Genomic DNA, 17,326 nt, shown 5'->3' on the forward strand with positions numbered 1-17,326 from the left:
CCTTTCTTTTTTATTTGGTGTGGTAGCTAATAATTATAGAGGTAATTGCGCTATTTTTGTATTCAAAACATAAAAATTGGACTGATGATTTTTAGTCATCAGTCCAATTTATTATAGAGCCGTTTTTAATTGGTTTTGTTGTTTGGGTTGCTACTTTGAGTTGAACCACTGCTGTTTTGAGTTGAACCACTGCTGTTTTGAGTTGAATTCGTCTGTGTTGAGTTGTTTTGTGGCTTGCTTTGTTGGCTGTTCTGCTGTGTGCTGTTTTGTTGTGTACTTTGTTGTTGAGATGTTGAAGGCTGGTTTGTATTTTTTTCTGTTGTTGCGCTTTCTGAGCTATTTTGTCTTGAATTGTTTGTTTTATTCTCTGTGCTGGATTGCTCTTGCGTTTTTGGTGTTTCTTGTGTTTTCTCTGCTTTAGTATTATTAGAATTATCTTGGTTTGAATAATTCTGTTGTGTGTTTTGTATATTTTGTGTTGCTGGTTCTGTTTGAGCGTTTTCGCCATTATCTGTTGTGTTGTCTTGCTCTTGTGTACGTTCTTCTGTAATACTTTCTTTTTTATGTTTTTTCTCTTTTGTTTCGCGTTTTTCAGTTGGATTGTCATCTTTTGTATTTGAAGTTTTATGTGTTGTTGCGAAGAATATTGAGAAACCTAAAGCAACAATAAGTAATACGATGACGATACCTGCCAATACCTTTTTCAAAATATGGTCCTCCGTTTTTCTTTCATTTATTTTATTATAATGAAATTTCATAAAATAGATAGTATATACACATTTTTATAATATTACATTTTGTTTACTAAAATTTATGCTAAATACATCCAAAGTACAGTGTCTGCTTATGAGTATTATGCGATAATAAAGATGTAATATAAATCCAATACAGAAAGAAGGACTATCATGAATAAAGTAGTAAAAACTATTGCTTCAACAACTCTAGCATTTGGAACACTTTTAGGCGTTAGCGCAACGGTATTACCAGTAGAACACACAGCACACGCTGCAGTTAAACCGTATTATTCGTATAACGGTTACATCGACAAAGATGCTAAATTTTTAACAGATAAAAACTTTGTGAATGCTGTTAAACATGAGAATGTAACATTTAGTGGAATTAAACTTGCACCTACTAAAGCTACGAAAGTGGTTGAAAAGTATAATCAAAAATTTACGGGCGTAACTAAAGACGGTAAGAAAGCAAATAAAGTTCAATTTATAGTTAAAGGGGACTTATCATTAAAGCAAATTAAAAAAGCATATGGTAAAGATTTGAAGAAAGTTAGTGGAAACGTAAATGACAAAACAGGTGGTATTTTTGAATATAGACCTGTTCAAGACGGTTTAGTTACTACATTTGTTGTCAACAATGGGCACGTAGTAGAAGTAGATATTAGTTATGCTGGCTTTACAACTAGTAAATAATATTATTTTGAAAAAGTAAAAATGAATAAAACAGCAATGTCTATTTTATATCATAGACATTGCTGTTTTTCATTTAGTGGTTATTCCACATTACAAATAACTCCAAATTCGAGTTTCATGGTTTGGGTGCCATTTTCATTACTAATAGTAATGCATTGGTTTAACATATCAATGCGATGAATGTATGCTGCAATTGAATGGATATAGCCATTTCTCCAATAACTAATCATAGCAAGTTGGCGTTGCGTGTATTTCTGAGTTAACTGACGATTCAAAGTATCCAGCTGATCTTCTGACAGGGAGGGCATACTGATTTTATTCTGTTCTTCAATAAATTCACGTAAACGCTCGTATTGTTCAGGCATTGTCGCAAAAGGCGCCCACTTTACCATACCTCGACCTTGGGGGATATTAGGGTCTAGGTACTCTCTAGGAATTTTCCGATAATCTGTTTCATTTTTGTATTGTTCTGGAATCATTTTAACCACCTCATCGTTATTATAGAACATATGTTCGCATGTTTGAAGAGGTTTCCTATACTATAAATAAATTTTATATATTTTCTAGAATATAATGAATTTTTATTTGAAAATAAAAAAATAAGGTCATAAGTCTAACAAAGGGGAAGTAAACTTATGACCTGTAGTCATTACATAATATAACTTTTTGTGAAGGAGTTAATGGGGATATTACTCCTACATTTAGTATAGCACAACTTATATAAAAAAATATTGTTTTCATTGTGGAATTTAATAAAATGATATAACTAAGTATTTGGTTTCCATTTTCAAAAATAATAAAAATTGTCTAAATATGAGTTATGGAGTACTATATTGAGTAGTTAAAGAGAGAGAAGGCGAAAGTGATGAAAAAAACAACAAAAACTTTAGTAGCAACAACGTTGGCATTCGGTACGTTATTTGGTATGGGTGCAACTGGAGAAGTGACGCAACATACTGCGCACGCAGCAACTTCAGCATATTATAACTATAACGGTTACGCTGGGCATGATGTGTCATTCGTATTAGACAAAAACTTCAAAAATGCAGTTAAAGCTGAAAATGTAACGTTTAACGGTATTAAATTAAAAAATACAAATTCGACAAAAAATGTTAAGAAATACGATCAATATTTCAGAAACGTATCTAAAGATGGGAAGACAGCATCTTTACTTGATATGAAAGTAACAGGTCATATGTCACTTGCACAACTTAATAAATTATACGGCAAAGACTTACAAAAAATTGATAATGGCAAAAACAATACTACGGGAATTTATTTCTATCAACCTAATCAAAATGGCATGACAGTATGGTTTGATTTAAATGAAGGCAAAGTTGATCGAGTAGTGATGGGTTATAGCACTACACAACAAGCAATGAAAAAGAACTAAATAAAAGAGAGACAAATCTAAGACGAATGAAACTGTCATTAGATTTGTCTTTTTTAATTCCATAAATAATGCGTGGAAAATGCATATTTAATGTTATTTTTTATTACCGTAATGACCTACATTATGCGTATTGTGATCAATCACTTTACCAGTTGTTTTGTTGACATAAATGACTGATGCACCGTTGCTTCCTTGTTCCGCGTATACTACAGGAACGTAACCTTTAGGTAAATCGCTATAGCGTGATACATTTTTATCTACTTTAAGACCCATACTATTTTCGATTTTTATATTGTGGCTATTGAAGTATTGTTTCGCGACACTAATAATTTCAACATCAGAAAGTTGTCTTGTATGGTTAAAGTTGCTTGAGTTATGAATGTTATGGTCAATAATTTTACCGGTTGTTTTATTGATGTAAATGGCTGATAAACCATTACCGCCTTGTTCACCATACATGACTGGAATATAGCCTTTAGGCAGATCGTTATAAAGGAATGTCTCTTTATCCACTTTAACGCCTACACTTTTATTTAATTTAATTTGATGAACATTAAAATATAGATTCGCAATATTTACTAATTCAGCATTAGAAAGTTGTCTTTTTTTATCGTAATTACCGATATTATGCGTGTTGCGATCGATGATTTTACCAGTTGTTTTATTAACATAAACTGCTGCTGAACTATTAGCGCCTCTTTCAGCGTAGATAACAGGAACATAACCTTTAGGTAAATCAGTATAAAGAGAAGGGTTTTTAACTACTTTAATACCAAAACTGTTGTCTGTTTCAATGTGACGTTGTTTAAAGTATTGTCTAACGATGTTTTCAATTTGAGTATTTGATAATTGTTTTTGTGCAGCATGTGCTTCGTTTGAATGAATTGTTTCAGTTGGATATCCAGCTCCTAATACAGTTCCAAGTGCAATAACAGATGGCAAAGTAATTTTAGTGAATTTGTGCATAGTCAAACCTCCTTTATATAATTTAAATAGTAGGTCTTTTGAAAATTATTACTATTTGATTGCAATATTACATTTATATTACAAAAGTGCAATATTACTTTCGTTTAGTTTGTGTAAAATTTGTTAAATGTTAAATAAATCTAAATTTGAACTAACCGTTCATGAAATGGATAAGTAATTACATGCAAAATGACACTGATTTCGTCACATGATAAAGCACACAATATATAATATAAGTTATTTTGTTATAAATATACGAATTAATGCATAATATTTTTGGTGGAATTATAAATTAATCTTCTTTATACTTATTTATGAAATACTGTTAAATAAGTATTTCTAATATTTTCATTTTCAAAAAGAAACTTAAAAATCGAGAATGATTATATATGCAAATTATTGAATAAAAAATTCCCAGTGCCAATAGTAATAGACAGATGAATGAAATATACACAGTTAATACTATGTAAAACTGTATATTCTAATGGACAGGCATATTGAATAGTCAAAAAGTATGAAAATTGATAATACAAATAAATCATATATGCAAAAATGAAAGCGCTTTATAATTTTGATTAGAGATAAATAAAGGAGGAAATGGATATGACGCAAGGACCAATTCAAGTAAACAGTGAAATCGGTAAATTAAAAACAGTGTTGTTAAAACGACCTGGTAAAGAATTAGAAAATTTAGTGCCAGATCACTTAAGTGGGTTGTTATTCGATGATATTCCTTATTTAAAAGTAGCGCAAGAAGAGCATGATAAGTTCGCGCAAACACTTAGAGATGAAGGCGTGGAAGTTGTTTATTTAGAAAAACTTGCAACTGAAGCGATTGCGGATAAAGCGGTACGCGAACAATTTATTGACGATATTTTAGCAGAATCTCAAAAAACGATTCTAGGTCATGAAGAAGAAATAAAAAAATAATTCGACACATTATCAGATCAAGAGTTGATCGATAAAATTATGGCTGGTATTCGTAAAGAAGAAATTAAATTAGAAACAACACATTTAGTGGAATATTTAGATGATCGATACCCATTCTATTTAGACCCTATGCCAAATTTGTATTTCACACGTGACCCTCAAGCATCTGTAGGTAGAGGAATGACCATTAATCGTATGTATTGGAGAGCACGTCGTAGAGAATCACTGTTCTTCACATATATTTTAAAACATCATCCACGTTTTAAAGATGCAGATATATCTGTATGGTTAGATCGTCATTCACCATTCAATATCGAAGGTGGCGATCAATTAATTTTATCTAAAGAGGCATTAGCGATCGGTATTTCTGAACGTACGTCAGCACAAGCCATCGAACGTTTGGCTCGCAACATTTTCAAAGATGGGTCTACAACATTCAAGAAAGTCATTGCGATAGAGATTCCGAATAGTCGTTCATTTATGCACTTAGATACGGTATTTACAATGATTGACTATGATAAATTCACAGTGCATGCAGCTATCTTTAAGGAAGAAAATAATATGAACATCTTTACCATTGAATATGATGAAGCGAAAGATGATATCAAAATTACACAATCACATCAGTTACGTGAGACATTGGCGGATGTATTAGGTGTCGATCACATCGAATTTATTCCAACTGGTAATGGAGACGTCATTGATGGCGCCCGTGAACAATGGAATGATGGTTCAAACACATTATGTATTCGTCCAGGGGTAGTTGTAACGTATGACCGTAACTATGTGTCTAACCAATTGTTACGTGATAAAGGAATTAAAGTAATTGAAATTACGGGTAGTGAGTTAGTGCGTGGACGTGGGGGTCCGAGATGTATGAGCCAACCATTATTTAGAGAAGACATTTAGGGAAAAGGGCAAGGGCTATATTATACCTCGGATCAATTTACCTATATATTTGGTTGTCATCGGGAAATGTTTTGCGTGAAACATTCAATGAGAAAAGTGACGCAACTGTTTCATATGCTAAGTGATTTGTCTAGGATTTCACGTGAAACAACGAGGAGATATTGTGAGTACGTTAGGAATATGGAAAGTGTTAATCTACCAAACTCTGTATAAATTTAAATTACTACTTTAGACGTTAGTATGGTTACTAACGTCTTTTCTATTTAGGTGTTTTAAGATTATCAATAATGGCAAAAAAGTGTAAAATAGTGATAATACTCTAGTTTATATTGAAGGGAAGAGAAGCAACATGGCGTTAATGACTATTAATTATAAATCTCCGACAATTGGGATGAATCAATCGTTTATGGCGATTATTCCAGAGGATGATAGCTTTTTTAGTCGATCACAATCTGCGAAGCCACTAAAGACATTATTGTTATTACATGGTTTATCGAGTGATGCGACATCTTATACGCGTTTTACAAGTATTGAGCGTTATGCTGAAGAACATCAATTGGCAGTGATTATGCCGAATGCGGACCATAGTGGATATGCTAATATGACGTATGGTCATAGTTATTATGATTATATTTTGGAAATTTACAATTATGCGCATCAAGTTTTTCCATTATCTACTAAGCGTGAAGACAACTTCATAGCAGGTCATTCGATGGGTGGTTATGGCACGATGAAATTCGTTTTGACACAGAGTGAGTTATTTTCAAAGGCAGCACCATTGTCAGCTGTATTCGAGGCGCAAGGGTTAATAGATCTTGAGTGGACAGACTTCTCACCACAAGCGGTCACTGGGCAAGATACAACCTTTAAAGGAACTGAATTAGATACATATCATCTAGTAGATGAAGCGGTTGAAAATGGGGTCGACCTACCGCAACTATTGATTCAATGTGGTACCGAAGATTTCTTATACGATGATAATCAACAGTTTATGAAATATTTAGATGACAAAGGCATTAAATATCAATATGAAGAAGGCCCTGGCGATCATGACTATGCATTCTGGGATAAAGCGATTAAGCGCACAATTGAATGGTTAGTAGAAGAATAATGCTAGAAAAAACCCTCTAATGTGAGACGACTTCACATTAGAGGGTTAACTTTATCTATTTAATAAGTTGTAAACTAAATGGCACGACGTAATCTTCACCTTTATTCATGGCAATAATGCCTAAAATGCAATAAATCAAGCTTGCGATGGCAACAACAAATAATGCCAAGTAACCGATTAACACAATAATTAAGATGTAACTCGCGATACCATAAATAGCGTAACTAATCGCGTAATTAAAGTAATTCTTGCCTTGTTGGTTAATATACTCAGATTCCTCTTTTTTCATTAACCAAATCACCAAAGGACCGATAAAACTTGTTAATAAAGATAGGATTCATATTAACATTGCCATGTTTCTATCATTCTGTGATACGTCGCCAAATGCATGAGGGTTTTTAGACTGGTTTTGCAAATTCATTATTCAATTCCCAACTTTCTACGTGTTTTGAACTTCTTGACCTTAGTATATCCAATGTGTACGACAATTTTTGTCATTTTCACTAAATATGCATCTTACATTTTTTAAAGAGTTATAGTTTAATTAAATAGAATTATTAAAGAACACTTTTTGAAAATGAAGGGGCGATATCATGGCAAAAGCGACAGATATGCTTGATTTATATTTTAGATTCATGTCAGGCGAACGCTTTACTAAAACACAAATTGGAGAAATTATTGGTAAGAAATCAGATCGTACAGTACAACGTTACATAGCGAGCTTGAATGACTTTTTTGATACAAGACAATAAATAGAACACTTAAGAATAGTCATGAATCAGACTGATCGTAAATATGAAATGACACGTTTACAGAATGAAACATTTGATGCTACGCAAATCTTAGCAATCTTAAAAATACTGATTTCAACAAGAGGATTATCTGAAGAGGAAATACATCTAATTATTAATAACTTAACGAATCATATTACTGAAGAGAATCAACGTATTATTGAAAAAGCGATTCAATCTGAATTAGTTCATTATGAACCTATGAATCACGGTGAGCCATTATTAAATAAATTATGGGAGATTAACTTACTCATTCAACAGAATAAAACGATTAAATTTGAATATTTTAATGCAATGAACCAAGGACGTATTCATACAATTAAGCCGATGTATATTACATTTTCTGAACTTTATTTTTACTTAGTAGGTGTGAATGATAAGGAACAAGTACTCATTTTCAGAATAGATCGTATTCAAGATTATATGAAAGTTGAAGATAAATTTAAGGAACCTAATTCACCTTATTTTAGAGAGGGTGCCTTGAAGCAGCGTATTTATTTCATGTATGGTGGCGAATGGAAGAAGGTCAGCTTTGAATTTAATGGAGGCATTATTGAATCAGTGTTAGATAGATTTCCTACTGCTCGCTTATTGAAAAAGGACTACGCAAACAATCGCTTTGTAGTTGAAATCGAAGTCATAGGTGATGGTATCTTAATGTGGCTATTATCACAAGGTGCACGAGTGAAAGTCATCTCACCTAATAGTTTGAAAGAAAAACATATAGCAGAAGTGAAAAGGATTATGGCTAACTATGAATAGACAAAAATTGTCTGTGTAGTGGGTTATGATATGTAACAAATAAGTCGAGCGGAGGCGTTCTCATGATTAAATTAGATAACAAAGCTAAGAAAATAGCAATTAAAGCTTTATTAAAACCATCATTTTTAAGAAGTCCCGAAGAACACGCCATGGCTATGATATATAGTCGCACTATATGGATGAAAATACATAAAGGTAAAAAGTATTTAATGTAATTGTTCGTTCATAATTAAATTGTAAATACTAAATTCAACTATTTGAAATAATAAGTCTTAAGGATGATTTCAAATAGGAGAATACTTTCTATATTAATTAATGAAGATATGGATGTGTATGACATTTAATTTACGGCTATTGTCCAAATTTAATTATTAATTGTAGAAGGGAAATGTTTAATTTGAGAATGAAAGGTGCACGCAATTTCTCGTATTTGAAGAATTGGGTAATCTTGGTAGTCAGTTTATTGGTGGTAGTGTTAGTGGTTGGCCTTTTTCATAAGGAAGCGGAAGCTATAGAGGAGGGGCATCAAGGTGTGCCACATAAAGAGGAGACTAAGCACAAGTTACCTCATCCTCTTAATCATGAAAATGAAAAGGGGAAAGAGGAGAATATCAATTTGGAGCCCGCTACACCGATTGTGCCAAAGATTCCACATAAAGACCATTTCCATTCAATGACGCAGCTCTTTGCGAATAGCCAGGAAGGTGTCGATTGGAAGAAAGAGATTAAGAGAGTAGGCAGTAATGTCATCATTGTTGCGCCTCGCGGGGGTAATATTGAAAAGGGCACAACCGAATTAACAAAAATGGTGGCGAACCATAATCATTATGACTATTATTCGTTCACTGTCTTAAATCAACAGAATCCTGAAAAATTTCATGTGACTTCTTCGCATTATAATGATCCTACATTACTGAATATGGTAAAATCAAAAGATTTTGCTGTATCAATTCATGGTGCGAAAGGTGATAAACCGATCATTTATTTAGGTGGATTAGATACAGAATTAAAAGAAGCGATAAAACAACAGTTATTAAAGCAACATTTTACAGTGAAAATTGCGCCATCTTACCTTGGTGGCGATTTGAAACAAAATTTTGTGAATCGCGATTTTAAAGATAAAGGCGTGCAATTAGAATTGACAACTGCGTTTAGAAAGTCACTTTTTATTAATGAAAATATGTCACCGAAATCTAGAGCAAATAAGCAGAACTGGTCACCAGTGATGTATAAATTCTCAGAAGCATTGGATAAAGCAATTAAACAAGTGGACGATTCAGGTAGGGATAGATAATAAACAAGGCTGCCAGCAGGGCAGTCTTGTTTTAAATTAGTTTGAAAACTATAGCTTTTTTTCTACTTTAAAATAAATGATAAATAAATACCAAACCATAATAACAATTTCAATTATTAATAAAACATAAAAAAGATTATTTCTATCAAAAATTCCACTCACAATAACTATTGATAAATACTTCAAGGTATATTTAGAAAATAAAATTTGAGCTTTCATCCAATTTTCATCATTTGCTAATGCTTTTTTAGTACGATATCCATATAATAAATTTCTTTCTTTTGGCGGAGAATTTTTGAAAATATAGCCAAAAATTCCCATCATAATACCTAGTGGCAATAATAACATTATGTAAACTCCATTTATTTATCGATTTTTCTTAATTATAACATTTCATCATTTATATTAAATTGAATATAAAATGTAACTGTTTTAAAATTAATAAATAGTATTATATAGATAAACTTTAAAATATTGTTCTGAATATAAAAGGTGCTTTATTTCTATTTCATCAAGAAAGAGGCGTTTTTCAATTGTTCAAGTATTACTTTAGTTGCATTGCTCTTTTTTTAATTTTTGTGGTAATGGGTGGCATGGCATTAGCGACCGATACTAGTGAGAAAGCATCGGTTGTGGCAGTCGGTGATAATCTTATTCATCCCGTAGTTTATAATGATGCGCAACGCCAAGATGGCACTTTTGATTTTACTCCGATGTATGAACACGTTAAGAAGGACATTCAACAACCTGATTTAGCTTTTGTGAATCAAGAATCTCCGCTTGGTGGAGATGATCGTCCGTTTTCAGGGTTTAAGCAGTTTAATACGCCAAGTCAAATTGCCCATGACGTTATAAGTACTGGCTTTGATATAGTTAACGGTGCGAATAATCATACGCTCGATCAAGGTGATGATGGTGTTCATAATCATATTCAAACTTGGAAGCATTATAAAGATAAGTCTTTGTTCACTGGCATTTATGATTCAGAAAAGGAAGCACAAGATATACATACGATAACATCAAATGGTATTAAAGTGAGTGTGCTAAGTTACACATATGGTACGAATGATATGACGTCGCAATATCCTTATACAGTTAAAACGTTTGATGAACAAACGATTAAACGTGATGTACGCAAAGCTAAGAAAGAAAGCGATGTTGTCATGGTATCAGCGCATTGGGGTAACGAGAATCACTTACAACCAAATAAAACACAACAAAAGTATGCGCAACTCTTCGCTAATGAAGGTGTCGATATCGTGATAGGTACACATCCCCATGTGATACAACCTGTTGAATGGGTTAAAAGTCAGACTTCCCATCATAAAACACTTGTGGCTTATTCATTAGGTAATTTTCTGAATGGGCAATATGGAGGCAATGAAAATAACCAATTGTTAGGACGTATTAATTTCGATATTGTGAAGACGCCTAAAGATGTGCATGTAGATCATGTAACGTGGACGAGTATGGTTAATCACTATGAGCAAGCTAATCCTTACAATAAAAACACACGACAGAACTTCCGTATCTACAATTTAGATGATTATAATGACCAACTTGTCCGAAAACATGGTTTACAAAATGACCCGCAAAGCGAATGGAATATTCATCATCTACAAGATATCACTAAACAGGTGATTGATAATCAATTATTAAATGAAAAAAGCATTTAAGACAACACGCAATTACTTCACAGAAACACAAAAAAGCTAATGTGCAGAAACTTATCTCTACACATTAGCTTTTCTTCTTTTAAGCGCTCAATTAGACACTCGCCCCACGCGCTTCTAACTATTTATTTTGTTCTGCGAAAGCTTTTGAGATGTCACGTAATTTTTCTGGTGCATCATCCCAATTCATTCTAACTTCAGTGAAATGCATTTGATCAGGTGCATCATTAATTTCGTCAAACACGCGTTTCAAGTCATTTGATGTTTTAACATCATGCACTGCAACATTATCTCCGCCAAATACTTTAGGTAACGCTTTGTAATCCCACATACGAATATCGTTGTAAGGCTCTTCCATACCATGAATTAAGCGTTCAACTGTGTATCCGTCATTATTAATAACGAAGATGATTGGTTTAATATTGTGGCGAATCATTGTTGATAATTCTTGAACGGTTAATTGTAATGAACCATCGCCAATTAATAAGATGTTACGACGTGACGCGTCAGCCATTTGAGTACCTAGTGTTGATGGTAATGTGTAGCCAATTGAGCCCCATAACGGTTGACCGATAAATGACATACCTTGAGGTAAAGCTAATTCGTATGACCCAAAGAATGATGTACCTTGTTCAGCGATTAGGATGTCATCGCCACCAATGAATTCTTGCATCATTTTGAAGTATGTCTCTTGTGTTAAAGCATCGTCAGTTAAATCATAATTGCCTTCTTCTGCTTTTTTAAAAGTAGGGAACGTACCGTCATAATGATAATCTATATTACTTAAATCAGCCAATAAATTAGGTAATGTGACATCTTCTTCAACAATATTGTCTAATTTGAAATGACGGTGGTTAAGCATTACCACTTCATCAATATTAAACTCATAAGCGAAACCTGCAGTCGCTGAATCTGTTAATTTAGCCCCAATATTTAAAATCGCATCGCTGTTATTTACATAATCTTTAATATCTTCGTCAGCAATTTTACCGTCAAAGATGCCAATGTAGTGTTCATTTTCTTCATTAAAAGCACCTTTACCTAATGATAATTGTACAACTGGAATATTCGTTTTATTTACAAATTGTTCTAATTCATCATGTAAATGGAAACTATTAATTTCATGACCTGCGATAATGACAGGTTGTTTCGCGTTATTTAATTTATCTGCAACCATATCTACATAGCGACTTAAATCTTGTTTAGGAGTTAATGCCACTTCATATGGTTTGCTAATTTCAATTTCTTCCATTGCAACATCGATTGGTAAGTGAATGTGAACAGGACGACGTTCGCGAATCGCTGCATTAATCACTCTAGGAATTTCGATTGTCGCATTCTCAGGTGTAATGTACGCTTGCGCTGTAGTAATAGGTTCAAACATTTTGCGATAACTATCAAATTTGCCTTCACCAAGTGAGTGGTGAACGTATTTGCCAGCATTTTCAACTGCTCTTGTAGGCGCACCAGTTAAAGCGATAACAGGAACACGCTCTGCATATGAACCTGCGATACCGTTCACTGCACTTAATTCACCTACACCAAATGTAGTAACAAGGACGCCAAGTCCATGAATACGTGCATAACCATCTGCTGCATAACTACCATTTAATTCGTTTGTAGTGCCAATCCATTCCACGCCATCATGACGTACAATGTCATCTAAGAAAGCTAAGTTGAAATCTCCAGGCACACCAAATATTTTATCTACCCCTGCTGCATGTACTGAATCCATTAAATATTGTCCTACACGTCGTTTCATATTCATTCCACCTTTTTCTATATTTAGAATACACTTACACTATAATCTGTACTTAAATTAAAGTCAATAAACTTGACCTTTTAATGACCTTTTTCTGAAAATTGTTTATAATATGGATAATAATTCCCAATACAAAGGAAAGAAGTCTATGGATAGTAATAAAAAAGATTATGAACATATGTTGTTTTATTTCGCATACAAGACATTCATTACCACGGCTGATGAAATTATTGAAAAGTATGGCATGAGTCGACAACACCATCGATTTTTGTTTTTCATAAATAAATTGCCTGGCATTACAATTAAACAATTATTGAAAACATTGGAAATTTCAAAACAGGGTTCACATGCGACATTGCGCAAATTAAAAGAAGAAGGGTTAATCATTGAACAAACTTCAGAAGAAGATCGTCGCGTTAAACAATTATTTCCGACGCCAAAAGGAAGTAAGTTAATTGATAAATTAAACAAAGCGCAAGATGATTTGATGCAAAGCACCTTTCAAAAAGTAGGGCACGACTGGTACGCCATTATGGAAGAACTGTCTAACCGTCGCGAAGGCTTCCAAGGCATCCAACACTTAAAAAATGAAGAATGACTTTGAATACTAGATGAAATAATAAGGGCGAGAAACTAGATTAATTTCAGTTTCTCGCCTTTAGTTATAATAATTAGAATGTTTTAGCTAATTCTTTAGCTTCAGCAATTGATGCTGCTTTAATTTCTTCAGTTTTCTCAGGTTCAGCATTATGACCTTCAATGATAATTGTTTCATATGAAGGAACGCCTAAGAATGTCATAATATTTCTTAAGTAGCGATCACCACTTTCAACTTCAGCGTCTGGGCCTTCTGTGTAATAACCACCACGTGATTGAATGTGTAATGCTTTTTTATCAGTTAAAAGACCTTGAGGACCTTCAGCTGTATATTTGAAAGTTTTACCAGCAATTGAAATCGCATCAATATATGCTTTCAATACAGGAGGAAATGATAAGTTCCACATTGGTGATACAAATACATATTTATCAGCTGCTAAAAACTCATCTAGAATTTCACTTAAACGATTCACTTTTTGTTGTTCATCACTAGTTAATTCATCACCGTTACGTAATTTACCCCAACCAGTTAATACATCTTTATCAATCATAGGAATATCTTCTTTGAATAAGTCGATGTGTTTTACTTCATCATTAAAATGGTTCTCTTTGTAAGCATCAGTAAATGCTTTACCAGCAGCCATAGAATTAGAAGCTAATTCATCTAAAGGGTGTGCTATAATATATAATAATTTAGTCATAATAGTTCTCCTACAAATAATTATTTCGAAATCGATATAATTAATATATTCGATTTTTAAATTATTACAATACTTTCATAAAAAAATCAGTCCAATGGGGTATGTAATTCTTTTAGGCATCTTTAAAAAAGATACTAAGTAAGTGTATAATAGAGATATATTTAGATTCACTACATAAAGAAGAGATCTAATTAGTGTAGAACCTTAAAGGAGTGATAGACATGAGAGGATTACTAATTACATTAGTTTTAGGTGTAGCTGCATTTGTCGGTTTCAAGAAATATCAAAATAAAGTTAATGAAATGCCTAATATTGAATATTAAAAATAATGAGTCAAGATATTTTCATATGGAAAATGTCTTGGCTTTTTATATTTTGTGAAATATACATATTATTTATTAAATTTAGTGTAATTGAAAAATTATTAACTGAATTAAAGCGTGTATATATTTCTAAAAAGTCAAATTAATTTTATTTATATATATTGAAATAATTAATGATTTTCTTTTAAAACGACACATGATGACCGGGCAATATTATATAATGACGGGAGGTACTTATCCAATTATTCCACTCGGATTAATTGGATAAGTAAAATGGAGGTTTAGTGAAATACGAAAATTTACATGATATTTACACAATTTTAAATGTTATTTCTAAAACTTTAGATAAGATGAACTGTAATGTTTTTTTAATTGCATTATAATATTAAATTAGAAAATTAATAATTGATTAAATTTCTAAAGTGAAAATCTCAATATAATACACTTTTATATTTTTGAAATTATGTTGTAAAAACATATATATATAAATATAAAATTAATATCGAAATCAATCATTGGAGGTAAATATGGAAAATTCACTGGATTTATCAAAATTTATAGATGCTATTAAAAATAATTGGAAACTACTTGTAATTCTTCCGATTATTTTTATGCTTATCAGTTTATTAATTACTTTATTTTTAATGAAACCCGAGTATGAAGCAAATACTCAAGTATTAGTTAACCAAAAAGATAAAAGTAATGAATATATGGCGCAAGAAGTTCAAAGTAATTTGCAATTAGTTAATACATACGCTGAAATTTTAAAAAGTCCTCGTATAATCGACGATGTTGCTGAAAAGAATGAAAAATATTCGGCTTCAGACATAAAAGAAATGTTAGAGGTTACAACTGGAACTGATACTCAAATTTTAAATATTAATGTTAAAAGTGAAAGCAAAAAAGATGCGGAAACAGTTGCAAATGATATAGCACAAGTTTTTAGTAAAGATATGCCTAAAATTATGAACGTTGATAATGTTTCAGTACTATCAAAAGCTGATGGAACAGCTAAAAAAGTTTCACCAAAACCAGCTCAAAACATTGTTATTGGTTTAGTGCTTGGATTACTTTTAGCGATATTATTAATTGTTGTTAAGCAATTATTTGATAGAAGAATCAGAACAGAAGAAGATGTAACTAGAGAATTAAATATTCCAGTATTAGGATCAATTCAAAAACTGAAATAGGAGTAATTTTTATGACTAAAAAAATTGAAAAACGTAAAAAACTACAAACACCATTATTTGTTGAAGATAAGCCTAAATCAATTGTAAGTGAAAAGGTTCGAGGAATAAGATCAAATATTATGTTTTCTGGTGTTGAAGAAATTAAAAGTATTATAGTGACATCTGAGAAGCCAGCAGCAGGCAAAAGTATTTTATCAGCGAATATTGCAATCACATATGCACAAGCTGGATATAAAACATTAATAATCGATGGAGATATGCGTAAACCTACTCAACATTATCATTTTGAAACTTCAAATTACGATGGATTATCTAATTTAATAATCGGAAAATCTGATTTTGACAAGGCAATTAGAGCTACAAGAGTTGAAAATTTAGATTTATTGACATCTGGACCAGTACCGCCTAATCCGTCAGAGTTAATTGCATCAAAGCAGTTTGAAAAAATCTTAGAAAAATTAGGAGATATATACGATTTTATCTTAATTGACACACCACCGGTAATTTCGGTTACAGATGCTCAAGTTTACCTTAGAAATGTAAGAGACTGTGTTATTATCATCGATTCAGAAAGAAATAATAAAAACGAACTGAAGAAAGCAAAACAACTAATTGATCAAGCTGATGGTCATTTACTAGGTGCTGTGCTTAATAAAACGCCAAAGGATAAATCATCAAGTTATTATTATTATTATGGAGAGGACAATTAAAATGATTGATATACATAATCATATTTTAATTGATGTAGATGATGGTCCTAAAACTAAAGAAGACGCAATAGCTTTATTAAAACAAGCTAAAAGCGAGGGAGTTTCGCATATTTTTGCGACTCCCCATCATCTTAGCCCAGGTTTTGATAATGAATACGGAAATGTCAAAGAAAAACTACAACAACTTTTAGATATGGATGAAGTGAAAAAATTAGGAATAAACCTTTATCCAGGTCAAGAAATAAGAATAAGCGACCAAATAATTCCACAATTAGACAAAGGCGAGGCTATTGGGTTGAATCACTCTAAGTACTTATTAATTGAGCTACCATCAAGAGGCGTTCCACACTATACGAATCGCCTTTTTTTTGAATTACAAGCTAAAGGCTATGTTCCAATAATAGCTCATCCTGAGAGGAATAAAGAAATCAGCCAAAATTTAGATTTGTTATTCGATCTTGTTAATGCCGGTGCATTGAGTCAATTAACTTCCGCATCATTAATTGGTAAACATGGAAAAAAATTACAGAAAATTTCGATGCAAATGATTGAAAATAACTTAACTCATTTTATAGCATCAGATGCTCATCATGAATCTAATAGGCCATTTATTATGAACAGTTTAATGAAAGATAAAAAAATACAAAAATATGAAGAAAACATAAAAGAGTATATGAATAATGCAAAATTTGTAATTAATAATGATGATTTTGCAAAAAAACAACCAACTCAAGATTTTAAGCAAAAAAAATTATTTGGCTTATTTTAATAATTTAGGAAAGTAAGT

The 17,326-nt window shown here is 32.2% G+C and carries 20 protein-coding genes and 1 pseudogene; 14 read left to right on the plus strand and 7 right to left on the minus strand.

The features are described 5' to 3' along the window. Positions 1-125: 125 nt before the first annotated feature. Positions 126-707 carry a hypothetical protein gene (locus tag E2558_RS09680; RefSeq protein ID WP_126565733.1) on the minus strand — a complete coding sequence of 194 codons (582 nt, stop codon included), beginning with the start codon at positions 705-707 and terminating at the stop codon, positions 126-128. A 198-nt stretch (positions 708-905) separates the two neighbouring features. Between E2558_RS09680 and isaB (E2558_RS09685) the strand changes: the two genes are divergently transcribed. Next, complete coding sequence (gene isaB / locus E2558_RS09685; protein WP_126565732.1) at positions 906-1,427, plus strand: immunodominant staphylococcal antigen IsaB family protein; 522 nt, start codon at positions 906-908, stop codon at positions 1,425-1,427. Between the two features lie 80 nt (positions 1,428-1,507). Here the strand turns inward: isaB (E2558_RS09685) and E2558_RS09690 are convergent, their stop codons facing one another. Continuing rightward, positions 1,508-1,906 (minus strand): YolD-like family protein, encoded by a 399-nt coding sequence (locus E2558_RS09690; protein ID WP_126565735.1) that lies wholly within the window; start codon positions 1,904-1,906, stop codon positions 1,508-1,510. A gap of 386 nt (positions 1,907-2,292) precedes the next feature. On the opposite strand from E2558_RS09690, the gene isaB (E2558_RS09695) reads away from it, so the two are divergent. Further along, on the plus strand, positions 2,293-2,820 hold the full coding sequence (gene isaB / locus E2558_RS09695) for an immunodominant staphylococcal antigen IsaB family protein (protein ID WP_126565731.1): 528 nt from the start codon (positions 2,293-2,295) through the stop codon (positions 2,818-2,820). A gap of 93 nt (positions 2,821-2,913) precedes the next feature. On the opposite strand, the gene E2558_RS09700 is transcribed toward isaB (E2558_RS09695), so the two are convergent. Beyond that, on the minus strand, positions 2,914-3,786 hold the full coding sequence (locus E2558_RS09700) for a hypothetical protein (protein WP_126565730.1): 873 nt from the start codon (positions 3,784-3,786) through the stop codon (positions 2,914-2,916). A gap of 603 nt (positions 3,787-4,389) precedes the next feature. Between E2558_RS09700 and arcA the strand changes: the two are divergent. Both arcA and E2558_RS09710 read left to right on the plus strand, forming a co-directional pair. After that, positions 4,390-5,625 (plus strand): annotated as a pseudogene (gene arcA, locus E2558_RS09705) (arginine deiminase). 349 nt (positions 5,626-5,974) lie between these two features. Further along, the gene (locus E2558_RS09710) at positions 5,975-6,736 is read left to right on the plus strand and encodes an alpha/beta hydrolase (RefSeq protein WP_126565729.1); all 762 of its coding nucleotides are present in this window, start codon (positions 5,975-5,977) and stop codon (positions 6,734-6,736) included. Positions 6,737-6,791: 55 nt separating this feature from the next. On the opposite strand, the gene E2558_RS12505 is transcribed toward E2558_RS09710, so the two are convergent. After that, on the minus strand, positions 6,792-7,073 hold the full coding sequence (locus tag E2558_RS12505) for a DUF4870 domain-containing protein (protein ID WP_226386278.1): 282 nt from the start codon (positions 7,071-7,073) through the stop codon (positions 6,792-6,794). A gap of 256 nt (positions 7,074-7,329) precedes the next feature. Here E2558_RS12505 and E2558_RS12510 point away from each other — a divergent pair, with 256 nt between their 5' ends. From E2558_RS12510 to E2558_RS09725, 4 genes are all read left to right on the plus strand, one after another. Next, a complete protein-coding gene (locus E2558_RS12510; RefSeq protein ID WP_226386163.1) occupies positions 7,330-7,488 on the plus strand; it encodes a hypothetical protein in 159 nt (52 codons plus the stop codon). Between the two features lie 21 nt (positions 7,489-7,509). Beyond that, positions 7,510-8,289, plus strand: a complete 780-nt coding sequence (locus E2558_RS09720) for a helix-turn-helix transcriptional regulator (protein ID WP_229716417.1) — start codon at positions 7,510-7,512, stop codon at positions 8,287-8,289. Positions 8,290-8,351: 62 nt separating this feature from the next. Next, positions 8,352-8,504, plus strand: a complete 153-nt coding sequence (locus E2558_RS12365; protein WP_168210240.1) for a hypothetical protein — start codon at positions 8,352-8,354, stop codon at positions 8,502-8,504. 263 nt (positions 8,505-8,767) lie between these two features. Further along, entirely contained in the window at positions 8,768-9,583 is an 816-nt protein-coding gene (locus E2558_RS09725; protein ID WP_226386165.1) for a poly-gamma-glutamate hydrolase family protein, read from the plus strand. Positions 9,584-9,631: 48 nt separating this feature from the next. Here the strand turns inward: E2558_RS09725 and E2558_RS09730 are convergent, their stop codons facing one another. Continuing rightward, the gene (locus tag E2558_RS09730) at positions 9,632-9,931 is read right to left on the minus strand and encodes an SdpI family protein (RefSeq protein WP_126565728.1); all 300 of its coding nucleotides are present in this window, start codon (positions 9,929-9,931) and stop codon (positions 9,632-9,634) included. Between the two features lie 236 nt (positions 9,932-10,167). Here E2558_RS09730 and E2558_RS09735 point away from each other — a divergent pair, with 236 nt between their 5' ends. Next, on the plus strand, positions 10,168-11,259 hold the full coding sequence (locus E2558_RS09735) for a CapA family protein (protein WP_413470813.1): 1,092 nt from the start codon (positions 10,168-10,170) through the stop codon (positions 11,257-11,259). Between the two features lie 118 nt (positions 11,260-11,377). Here the strand turns inward: E2558_RS09735 and E2558_RS09740 are convergent, their stop codons facing one another. Further along, positions 11,378-13,018, minus strand: coding sequence for an alpha-keto acid decarboxylase family protein (locus E2558_RS09740; RefSeq protein ID WP_126565726.1), 1,641 nt, complete (start codon positions 13,016-13,018; stop codon positions 11,378-11,380). Positions 13,019-13,166: 148 nt separating this feature from the next. Here E2558_RS09740 and E2558_RS09745 point away from each other — a divergent pair, with 148 nt between their 5' ends. Then, positions 13,167-13,616, plus strand: a complete 450-nt coding sequence (locus E2558_RS09745) for a MarR family winged helix-turn-helix transcriptional regulator (protein WP_126565725.1) — start codon at positions 13,167-13,169, stop codon at positions 13,614-13,616. Between the two features lie 73 nt (positions 13,617-13,689). On the opposite strand, the gene E2558_RS09750 is transcribed toward E2558_RS09745, so the two are convergent. After that, positions 13,690-14,316, minus strand: a complete 627-nt coding sequence (locus E2558_RS09750) for an FMN-dependent NADH-azoreductase (protein WP_126565724.1) — start codon at positions 14,314-14,316, stop codon at positions 13,690-13,692. Between the two features lie 221 nt (positions 14,317-14,537). Here E2558_RS09750 and E2558_RS09755 point away from each other — a divergent pair, with 221 nt between their 5' ends. From E2558_RS09755 to E2558_RS09770, 4 genes are all read left to right on the plus strand, one after another. After that, complete coding sequence (locus tag E2558_RS09755) at positions 14,538-14,639, plus strand: SE2200 family small protein (RefSeq protein WP_126565723.1); 102 nt, start codon at positions 14,538-14,540, stop codon at positions 14,637-14,639. A gap of 527 nt (positions 14,640-15,166) precedes the next feature. Beyond that, the gene (locus E2558_RS09760) at positions 15,167-15,829 is read left to right on the plus strand and encodes a Wzz/FepE/Etk N-terminal domain-containing protein (protein ID WP_126565722.1); all 663 of its coding nucleotides are present in this window, start codon (positions 15,167-15,169) and stop codon (positions 15,827-15,829) included. Between the two features lie 11 nt (positions 15,830-15,840). Further along, complete coding sequence (locus E2558_RS09765; protein ID WP_126565721.1) at positions 15,841-16,539, plus strand: polysaccharide biosynthesis tyrosine autokinase; 699 nt, start codon at positions 15,841-15,843, stop codon at positions 16,537-16,539. Between the two features lies 1 nt (position 16,540). Further along, on the plus strand, positions 16,541-17,308 hold the full coding sequence (locus tag E2558_RS09770) for a tyrosine-protein phosphatase (protein ID WP_126565720.1): 768 nt from the start codon (positions 16,541-16,543) through the stop codon (positions 17,306-17,308). Positions 17,309-17,326 lie beyond the last annotated feature (18 nt).

This window comes from Staphylococcus pragensis, from assembly GCF_004785665.1.
Taxonomy (GTDB): Bacteria; Bacillota; Bacilli; order Staphylococcales; family Staphylococcaceae; genus Staphylococcus; species Staphylococcus pragensis.

Excerpts from the sequence above, each read along its gene's own strand:
- E2558_RS09750 (WP_126565724.1), bottom strand. The coding sequence starts at position 14,316 with ATGACTAAATTATTATATATTATAGCACACCCTTTAGATGAATTAGCT.
- E2558_RS09690 (WP_126565735.1), bottom strand. The coding sequence starts at position 1,906 with ATGATTCCAGAACAATACAAAAATGAAACAGATTATCGGAAAATTCCT.
- E2558_RS12510 (WP_226386163.1), top strand. The coding sequence starts at position 7,330 with ATGGCAAAAGCGACAGATATGCTTGATTTATATTTTAGATTCATGTCA.
- isaB (WP_126565732.1), top strand. The coding sequence starts at position 906 with ATGAATAAAGTAGTAAAAACTATTGCTTCAACAACTCTAGCATTTGGA.
- E2558_RS09760 (WP_126565722.1), top strand. The coding sequence starts at position 15,167 with ATGGAAAATTCACTGGATTTATCAAAATTTATAGATGCTATTAAAAAT.
- E2558_RS09720 (WP_229716417.1), top strand. The coding sequence starts at position 7,510 with ATGAATCAGACTGATCGTAAATATGAAATGACACGTTTACAGAATGAA.
- E2558_RS09735 (WP_413470813.1), top strand. The coding sequence starts at position 10,168 with ATGGGTGGCATGGCATTAGCGACCGATACTAGTGAGAAAGCATCGGTT.
- E2558_RS09770 (WP_126565720.1), top strand. The coding sequence starts at position 16,541 with ATGATTGATATACATAATCATATTTTAATTGATGTAGATGATGGTCCT.
- E2558_RS09710 (WP_126565729.1), top strand. The coding sequence starts at position 5,975 with ATGGCGTTAATGACTATTAATTATAAATCTCCGACAATTGGGATGAAT.
- E2558_RS09730 (WP_126565728.1), bottom strand. The coding sequence starts at position 9,931 with ATGTTATTATTGCCACTAGGTATTATGATGGGAATTTTTGGCTATATT.
- isaB (WP_126565731.1), top strand. The coding sequence starts at position 2,293 with ATGAAAAAAACAACAAAAACTTTAGTAGCAACAACGTTGGCATTCGGT.
- E2558_RS09755 (WP_126565723.1), top strand. The coding sequence starts at position 14,538 with ATGAGAGGATTACTAATTACATTAGTTTTAGGTGTAGCTGCATTTGTC.
- E2558_RS09740 (WP_126565726.1), bottom strand. The coding sequence starts at position 13,018 with ATGAAACGACGTGTAGGACAATATTTAATGGATTCAGTACATGCAGCA.
- E2558_RS09700 (WP_126565730.1), bottom strand. The coding sequence starts at position 3,786 with ATGCACAAATTCACTAAAATTACTTTGCCATCTGTTATTGCACTTGGA.
- E2558_RS09745 (WP_126565725.1), top strand. The coding sequence starts at position 13,167 with ATGGATAGTAATAAAAAAGATTATGAACATATGTTGTTTTATTTCGCA.
- E2558_RS12365 (WP_168210240.1), top strand. The coding sequence starts at position 8,352 with ATGATTAAATTAGATAACAAAGCTAAGAAAATAGCAATTAAAGCTTTA.
- E2558_RS09765 (WP_126565721.1), top strand. The coding sequence starts at position 15,841 with ATGACTAAAAAAATTGAAAAACGTAAAAAACTACAAACACCATTATTT.